The sequence below is a fragment of the Streptomyces sp. ATLC9 genome (assembly GCF_057196705.1).
Map to the genome: position 1 here is coordinate 1 of NZ_JBXUOY010000238.1, position 7,886 is coordinate 7,886.

The window sequence follows — 7,886 nt, forward strand, 5'->3', positions numbered from 1 at the left end:
CCTGGCGTCTCCTTCGCAAGATCCGATGCTCGACCACCCGGATCACCAGCCTCATCCAAGCCGTCCTCACCCTGCATTTGGCCAGCTCAGGCCGATGATGGAAAAGCCTCAAGGAAGAGCATGCGCTTCAACTCGACGGGGGGCCCGGACATCCGGCACCTGGGCCGCATCAGCGGAGGGCTGGACCTGCCGGAGGACGTCCAGCACGACGTGGACCGTGTCGCCGACGTGGTCGCAGCCGGCTTCAGGGGCCCGCTCTGGCAGCAGATGGCCGCCGAACTGAACGCCTACGCGTTCAAGCCTCTGTCCTCGGCGATGCGCCGCACCGACAAGCTCATGAACTTGGTCGCGAAGTCGAGGACGCCGCTGGAGATGACCGACGAGGAACGGTCCACGCTGCACCGCAGCGCCCCCGACCGCGAGCAGATCGCCCTCACGACGATCAGCGTCGCCATGGAGACCTTCCCGCAGCTGCTGAAGGATGGCGGCTACGACCCCGCGAACAACACCGGCAAGAACGGCAAGCCGTCGCGCCTCACCTCGTACTTCTACGGCCGGTGCGGACTCGTCTTCCCCCGGGTCTTCTACAACTGGCGGAAGGAACGTACGGACCACTTCCGCATCCACGCCGAGCGGATGGACAGCGGATACCTCGCCTACGCCCTCGGGCAGGCCGGGCCGGAGACCGTGTCCGAGGACGTCGCCGAGCTGTGCGACACCCTCACCCGCATGATCAACGGCCTCAAGCCGCGTAACCGGGCCGTGTGGCTCATGACGGTGGACGGTCTCTCCCAGGGCGAGATAGCCGACGTTCTCGGCATCAAGTCCGGCGACGTCGAGAACGCCCGCTACGCCCTGCGCAGCAAGGTCCGGAAGCTCCGGCAGAGCAAGGAGTTGATTGTTCCGCCGTCGATCCTGGCCGAGTGGGAACGCCGGCGCGAGCAGGACGGGAAGAAGGTGGCCCGGTGAGCACCCCCGTTCAGCAGCCTGCCCGGCCCGGCCCCGCCGCACCGCGCCGGGCAGGCGTGACCGCGCTGGGCGGAGCCGCCGCAGTCGCCGCGCTCGTCTGGGCGGGCGCGCCGTGGTGGGCAGTGGCCGTCGCCGTGGGCCTCGCCATCGTGGTGCCCGGCCTCATCCTCTTCGCTCAGGTCGTCATGCCCGAGGACTCCGAGCACAAGCGGGACTTGTGGCTTGCCGTGCTGCGCTCTCGGGACCGGCGCGCCGCGCGCGAGGTCCAGCGCCGCGAACCCGCCGCCCGCGAGCGCCGTTCTCGTCGCCGCGCCGAGTGATGCTTGGGGCCACCTGGCTCGGACCCGCCCCCTGGGGGAGGGGAGCGGGCCCGATCCAGGTCGGGCAGGTTCAGGCCGTGAGCTTCTTGAAGACCGTCTCGAAGCGGTCGAGGGTGTCGTCGTCGACCTGCGCGAAGAAGTCGTCCTTGTCCCGGGTGAGCTGGTGTGCGGGGCCGACGTGGTCGAAGTCCCGGGGCTTGTGCTGCCTTTCCCGGGCGATCCCGATGCGCTGGAGGATCGGGAGGGGCTTGTCGGGGGTGATCAGGTCTTCCTCGTTGATGGTCACCTCGGTCGCCTTGTTGTAGAGCCAGAGGTAGTCCTTGGTCGAGAACAGGTCCTCGATGTCGGCCGTCTCCGGGAGCCCGTCGAGCTGGCCGATGACGGTGATGTGAGACGTGTCGACGTCGGCGGCCTCGGCAGCGCTGAGAACCTTGGCGGTCACCTTGGTGGTCTCGGCTCCGTCGATGAGCGCCCGGACTGACAGCCGGCGTCCCATGACGGCGATGAAGGCCGGCATGTTGCCGATGCCGCCGACCGGGATGATGGCCAGCCGGGGATCCAGGCCGGTGCGGCCCTGGCTGACCAGGTAATCGGACATGCGCATGAGGAAGACGAAGTCGCTGCTGCCTTCCACAGCCAGGAGCGGGCCGGCTCCGAGGAACAGGTGCTGCGCCACGGAGTATCCGAGCGCCGCTTCCACCGGAAGGATCGTCTTGGGGTCCGCGGACAGGCTGACCGAGGTGATGACCACGCCCAGGTTCGGGTCGGTGCGGGTCGCCTGGTCGTGGATGGCGCGCATGGTCTCGTAGCGCGTGGGGTCGATCATGTGCTGGGAGTGGGTGGTGTAGAGGACCTGCTGCCTGGGCCCGAGCTCGCCGTAGACGTACCGGAGGAAGTCGCCCTGGGCCTCGCCGTGCAGGCTGGTGCCCGGTTCGTCGAGCAGGACGACGACGCGCTCGTCGGTGTCGCGGTAGGCACTGAATGCGGCGAGGAAGGAGAAGAACCACTGGAAGCCGGTGGAGCGGGTGGAGAAGTTGGTTTCCACGCCGCCGTGCCGGTCGTCGCGCAGCTCGATCTTGAGCAGCCGGTGGTGGGGCTGCGGCTGACCACTGGCGTCCGGGGGCATGGGGATCAGGTCGGTGTCGAAGACGACGGTGAGGTCCTCGTTCTGCTTCCAGTACTGGAAGACCTGAGCGCTCAGGTCCAGGCTGGCGGCCTGGAGCTCGGCCTTGCGGCTGGCGTAGTCCTCGTCCAGGAAGTCGTCCGGCCCTTCGCCAGCGAGGCGGAGCAGGGACATCATGGTCTCGTCGCCGCGCTGCCACTGCCTGGTCTTCGCGCGTTCGGCGAGCGCGTGGAGGTCGCATTCGCCCGGGAGCATCTCGTAGGTGGAGAAGTAGAAGAACTTCGGGAGCAGCTCGATCAGCTGCTCGTGCTCCTCCTCGTCGAGGCCCTCTTCGACGTACTTCTTGTACCGGTCCAGCTCGGCGGGGACCTTCTCGATCGCCTTGACCCGGGCCGTCTTCTTGCCGCCGCCGACTTCCCTGGCTCGGGCCTTCGCCGCGGCGCTCACGGCCTCGATGGTCGTGTGGTCCCCGGCAACGGCCTTCCGGTCCTCCTCGTCGTCGACGCCGGCCTCTTCGAAAACGTCCGCCAGGACGTCTTCGAGGGCGCAGTACACATCGGCTCGGAGGCTGCAGTCGTAGAGGCGGGACGCCTTGACGTACGCCTTCGCCGGCGGCCGTAAGCCGACTATCTCCTCGATCGCGTCGAAATCCGCGTCCTCCAGCGTGAAGACAGCCGTCACGGGGGCGACCGTGTCGAGGTCCTTCGTACGCCGGTCCCTGGCCAGGTTCCGCCGCGGATAGTCGGTCGTGACATGGAAGTCGTCCGCGTTGTTGGCCGGGTTCAGCCGATGCAGAGCCTTGAGAACCGTCGTCTTACCCGACTCGTTCTTACCGATCAGGCACGTGACCTCGGGGTCGACCGCCATGACCTGCTTGTTCGTGATGTTGCGGAACGCCTCGATCTCCACGGACGTCACCAGCATGGCACTCCCCTCCAAGGGCCACGTTGCCCTTGTCGTTGCGCGCAGCGTGGGGGCCTGTGCCAGACGGGACAGGTGCGACCGCGCGATGTGGCTTAATCAGCCAGTATGAATCCCGCCACTGACAACGCGGCCGATTTCTGTCCGCCAGACCGGGCGCTGGACACCCCTCAATCACTCAGGAGCGTGATCATCCCCTCCCCGTGCCCGACGGGGAGGGGCCGCGTCGCTGTGTGGGGTCAGCCGCGGCGGCGGAACAGCCCGCGGAGCTTGCCCGGCTCCTGGTCGTGCTCCGGCTCCGGTTCCGGTGGCGTGGCGGCCTGGAGGCGGGCTGCTTCGGCCGCGGCTTCCTTGCGGGCGACGTCGTCGGCGTGGCAGTCGCCGCACACCGACAGGTCCCCGGCCTTCCAGGCCGTCCTCGCGGTGGTCTCCTCCCAGCGCTGGTCGGTGAACTTCCTTCCGCACCGCTTGCACACCGGCCGCTGTTCCTCCCGCTCGACGGCACGGCGCCGTTTGTCTTCCCCGCCGGCGCGGGCCTCCTGGGCGCGGTAGAGGGCGTGGCCGTCGGGGTTGTCGAGCGCGGCCGTCAGCGTCTGCTCGCCCTTGCGTCCCAGGCGCCGCCACACCGCCGCGCCAGCGCCGTGCTCCTGGAGCTGCTCCAGCGTGGTGACGACGACGGGCACCGCCTGGCGGTAGTCCCGCGCGGTGACCGCCTTCGGGTAGAGGGTGTCGTACCGGCGAGGCGCCCAGTAGCGTCGGCCGGCCTTCTCCAGCACGGCGACCGTGTTGGCGATCTTCGCCTCGGTGGTGTCCGCGAACACGAATGCGAGCGGCACCAGGCCCTCCCGGCCGGTGGGCGGGTAGACCCGCCGCCACAGCCGCTGCTCGTGGTCGACGTCCTCGATCGCACCCGGCCGGGAGCGGACCAGGTCCACGGTGCGCTTGGCCGCGTCCTTCGGGAGCAGCCGGCCCCACTCCCAGTATCGGCGCAGCTTGGCGACCAGGTCGTGTGCGTCCTCGGTGCGGCGGTCGATCTCCAGCAGCATCACCGGCACCCCGGCCTCCGGCGCCCGCACCACCAGGTCCGCCCGCTGCACGTACCCGTCCGCGAGCCGGTGCCCGATCTCGGTCTGGAAGCTGAGCCGGTGACCGATCCCGGCACGGCGGAGTTCGGCGGTCGTCGAGGTGACCGCCGCCGCGTGGTCGTCGTAGCTGGTGCCGAGCAGCTTCCCGGTGACCGGGTCGTACTCCTTCTCGCGCAGTGCCGAGACCCGCATGCCCTTCGGCTCCAGCAGCTTCTTCGCCTCGCCGTGTCCGCGCTTCGTCAGCACCCACACCTGCCGCTGGTCCTCCCGGACCGCTTCGATCCTCACCCGGTGGTGGTCCTCCAGATCCAGGAGGTTGTCCCGCACGAGCTTGTCGTGCTGGTTGCCCGGACGGGTCAGCTTCCACAGCTGGTCAGGCGTAGCCCTCTGGAAGATCCCGAGCGCTTGCAGCAGTTCCCGGCGTCGAGGCTCGGTCGAAGTCCTCCTGTGCTTGGGACGCCTTGCTACATCTACATGAGGGTTGTCGGACCTGCGGCGACCCCCTGTCCGCCGGGTCTGACCTGCGGAAACGTCCGGCCCGTGGTGACGGGGCGCGGAGGGGGTGATGGAGGGGTCCACGGAGGGGGCCTGTTCGGTCCGGTCAAGGGGCTGCTCGGGATCGCCGGCGGTCGCCAAAGGATGCTCCTGGAGGTGGGGCGGGCCTATCCCGCCATTCACCTTGTACAGGTTCGGTTTTCGGCCCTCGTGTGACGCCGACCTCGGAAAACCCCTCCGCCGTGACCGCATCGTGATCAACCCGGCGGGGGAGAGTTCTCCCCCGCCAGTGGCCGGACTCTGTCCACAGGACCGCAGTTCGAGGGTGTCTTCGAGGCCGCCGCGATCAGCAGGGGCGGCCCGAACGTGAGGAGCTGTCATGCCCGAGAACACCGTCACTGTGCCGCTCGCCCCGATGGAGCCGGAGGACGTCGCCGCGCGCGTCTTCATCCCCGTCACCGCCGCAGACGACCACGACGGAGAGCCGTGCGAGCACTCCTTCCTGGCCGCAGCGCTCGGACGCCTGCTGCTGGAGCTCCTGTGCCACAGCGTCTGCCTGGCCGGCTTGCGGGGCATCGCCGACACCATCGTCCGCTTCACCGAGAACATCCTCACCGAGGACCACGGCGGCGTCGGCGAGGTCCTGCGCCAGCTGGAGGCCGCAGGGATGAAGCAGGCGATGGAGACGCACCCGGCGCACCGCACCACCGCGTAGCCACACCTCCGGGACGGTGGTGGTGCGGTGCGGCGTGCATCCCGGGCGCACCACCGCACCACTGCGGTGCGCTCCACCGCACCATCGAACCGCACCGCCGGGCGTCGGCGGCGCGGTCTCCCGGCGTCGCCGCACCGCGCCGGGCGCGCCACGGCCGGGCGGGCTCCTCTATCACACACCTCCTTGACCGCGATCTGATCGCGAGCCGAAACCGGCGATGTCAGGAGAAACGCCGCGGTAGCAGAGCTGGACAAGGGGGTCGCGCGCGTCCGGCCGCACCCGGACAAGGGATCAGCGGCGGCGAGCGCACCGGTGCGGTGCGGAGCGTCGGGTGCGGCGCACCAGCGCGCGCGAGAGTGCCGCGCACCGTCAAAGTGGTGCGGTGCCGGAAGCGGTGGCGCACCACCGCGGTGCGCACCACGGTGGAGTCCATCGTCGTTCGGCGCACCGGAGTGAGCTCCACTCGGTGGAGCCCATCGGGTGGAGCCCACTCGATGTTCTGCACCCGGTGGCGATGCGCGGCATCGGGTGGGCTCCACTCAGTGAACGGTGCCCGGCATCGTCACCACAGCCAGGCGTTGGAGTGCCGCACCCGGGACAGGGCGCGGGCGTCGCGGCGCGCGGCCGCGTTGCCGATCCGGTTCTGCCGGGGGCGAGGCCGACGCGAGTTCCTCGCGGCGAGTCGGCGCTTGGCGGCTTCCTGGAGCCGCTTCCGCTGCTTGCGCAGCTCCGCCTCCTTCGCCGCCTTCGACTTCGGCTTCCGCGGGCGCTTCCAGATCGGCTGCCACCCCACGGGCTCGTCGACTTCGGCCTCCTGGAGCTCGTCGAGCGCGGCGGCCATCTGCTCGCGGGCGGCACGGGCGCGGGCGAGCGCGTCGTCGGGGTTGGGGCATTCTTCCGGGGTGCTCACGTGACTCCTCCTGTGGTTCGGCCCGGCGCGTGCTGGGAGCCGGGCTGCTGGGTGTGCGGCTGCGGGACCGTCGCCGGGGTGGGCTGCGGGCGGGGGCCGTGGGCGGCTTCGCGTGCCCGCCGGCTGTCCTGGAGCGTGGCGGCCACCTCCGCGGCGGCGGCCTCCAAGGTCTGGCGCGTTCGTTCCACCGTGTCGACGCCGGTCTCCGGCTCCAGGAGGCGGCCGTCCTTCCGGCCGGTGCGGAACGGCCGCGGGCGCGACCTCGAGGCGGCGGGCACCGCGACGGCGTGCGGCCGGGTACGGGAGCCCAGGCGCCCCGCACGGCGCACCGCATGGACCCGGGCGGCCAGGGCGTCGGCGGCGAGGCGGGCCCGCTCGTACGGCGGGGCGGTCCGCTTGCGGGTCAGCGGGCGCAACACGGCCTGGTCCTCGGTGTCGCGCGGATACAGGGCGCGCAGGTCGGCGGTCATCATCCGCTGGCTCGCCGGACGGGTGTAGTCGTCGACGACCGTCTGCACGATCCTCTCGTCCAGGCCCGGCTCGTGGGGCCGGCCGCGCAGGACGTAGGAGAGGTAGCGGCGGGCTTCGGCGAGCAGGTGATGGCGTTTGAACGCGCCGCGCATCACGTACACCACGGCGACGACATCGACGGCCGCCAGCGCGATGTCGACCACCGGCCGCACCCGCGCCCACACCGCCGCGGCCGCCGCCCGCGCCCGCTCCGCCAGCCGGTCGACGACGTCGGCGCCGTAGGCCCGGATCGCTGAGGTGCGCCACCGCTTGCGCAGCTCAGTCAGCGACAGCATCTCCGTGCGCTTGGGCGGGCGGGTGCGGTCGGCGGCCTGGCAGCCCAGCACGTAGGAGGCCCGCTCCCCCGGCACGTGCCCGTGCTTCTCTTCATACTTGGCCGTCAGGACGGACATGGCGTCTTCGATTTGCTGGCGGCGGGTCGACTGCCAGCCGATGAGCCGCTGGTCGATGCCCGCGATCTCCATGACGGGCCGGCGGCCGGGCGTCACCTCGCGCGGCTCCCACGCCCACCCGAGCCGGGCGGACACCTCCTCCATGAAGTACAAGATGTAGAGGGTGTCGGCCGCGACGATGTTGGCCAGCATCGAATCCGCCGACAGATTGCCCCACGTCCCCTTGTCGTCCGGCCGCCGGGCACGGATCGACACAAGCGCATGATCGTGGAGAAGGGGCTTGGACTCCGCAGCTCTGGACTCGTAGTGCCTAACCTCGGGCTTTCATGAGGTGGGCTGTCCGACAGGCGGTCAGGAAAACAGAGAGTGCCTCTGACCAGCGAGAATGAGGATTGTCGAGGTCCTTGTTCCTGCCACCGTCGGAG

The 7,886-nt window shown here is 70.2% G+C and carries 6 protein-coding genes and 2 pseudogenes; 4 read left to right on the forward strand and 4 right to left on the reverse strand.

Translation table 11 applies throughout. The features are described 5' to 3' along the window. From AC2CJA_RS20965 to AC2CJA_RS20975, 3 genes and pseudogenes are all read left to right on the forward strand, one after another. Nucleotides 1-98, forward strand: a pseudogene (locus AC2CJA_RS20965) (IS5/IS1182 family transposase); the annotation flags it as partial. A gap of 22 nt (nt 99-120) precedes the next feature. Then, on the forward strand, nt 121-969 hold the full coding sequence (locus tag AC2CJA_RS20970) for an RNA polymerase sigma factor (protein WP_484604225.1): 849 nt from the start codon (nt 121-123) through the stop codon (nt 967-969). Further along, complete coding sequence (locus AC2CJA_RS20975) at nt 966-1,289, forward strand: hypothetical protein (protein WP_484604226.1); 324 nt, start codon at nt 966-968, stop codon at nt 1,287-1,289. Before AC2CJA_RS20970 ends, AC2CJA_RS20975 begins: the two co-directional genes overlap by 4 nt. A gap of 70 nt (nt 1,290-1,359) precedes the next feature. Here the strand turns inward: AC2CJA_RS20975 and AC2CJA_RS20980 are convergent, their stop codons facing one another. Both AC2CJA_RS20980 and AC2CJA_RS20985 read right to left on the reverse strand, forming a co-directional pair. Continuing rightward, the gene (locus AC2CJA_RS20980) at nt 1,360-3,336 is read right to left on the reverse strand and encodes an AAA family ATPase (protein ID WP_484604227.1); all 1,977 of its coding nucleotides are present in this window, start codon (nt 3,334-3,336) and stop codon (nt 1,360-1,362) included. A 236-nt stretch (nt 3,337-3,572) separates the two neighbouring features. Next, entirely contained in the window at nt 3,573-4,745 is a 1,173-nt protein-coding gene (locus AC2CJA_RS20985; protein WP_484604228.1) for a replication-relaxation family protein, read from the reverse strand. A gap of 547 nt (nt 4,746-5,292) precedes the next feature. Between AC2CJA_RS20985 and AC2CJA_RS20990 the strand changes: the two genes are divergently transcribed. Beyond that, nucleotides 5,293-5,628 carry a hypothetical protein gene (locus AC2CJA_RS20990; RefSeq protein ID WP_484604229.1) on the forward strand — a complete coding sequence of 112 codons (336 nt, stop codon included), beginning with the start codon at nt 5,293-5,295 and terminating at the stop codon, nt 5,626-5,628. 562 nt (nt 5,629-6,190) lie between these two features. Here the strand turns inward: AC2CJA_RS20990 and AC2CJA_RS20995 are convergent. Beyond that, nucleotides 6,191-6,538 (reverse strand): hypothetical protein, encoded by a 348-nt coding sequence (locus tag AC2CJA_RS20995; RefSeq protein ID WP_484604230.1) that lies wholly within the window; start codon nt 6,536-6,538, stop codon nt 6,191-6,193. Then, nucleotides 6,535-7,773, reverse strand: a pseudogene (gene mobF, locus AC2CJA_RS21000) (MobF family relaxase); the annotation flags it as partial. The pseudogene mobF and the gene AC2CJA_RS20995, both read right to left, overlap by 4 nt. Between the last annotated feature and the right edge of the window lie 113 nt (nt 7,774-7,886).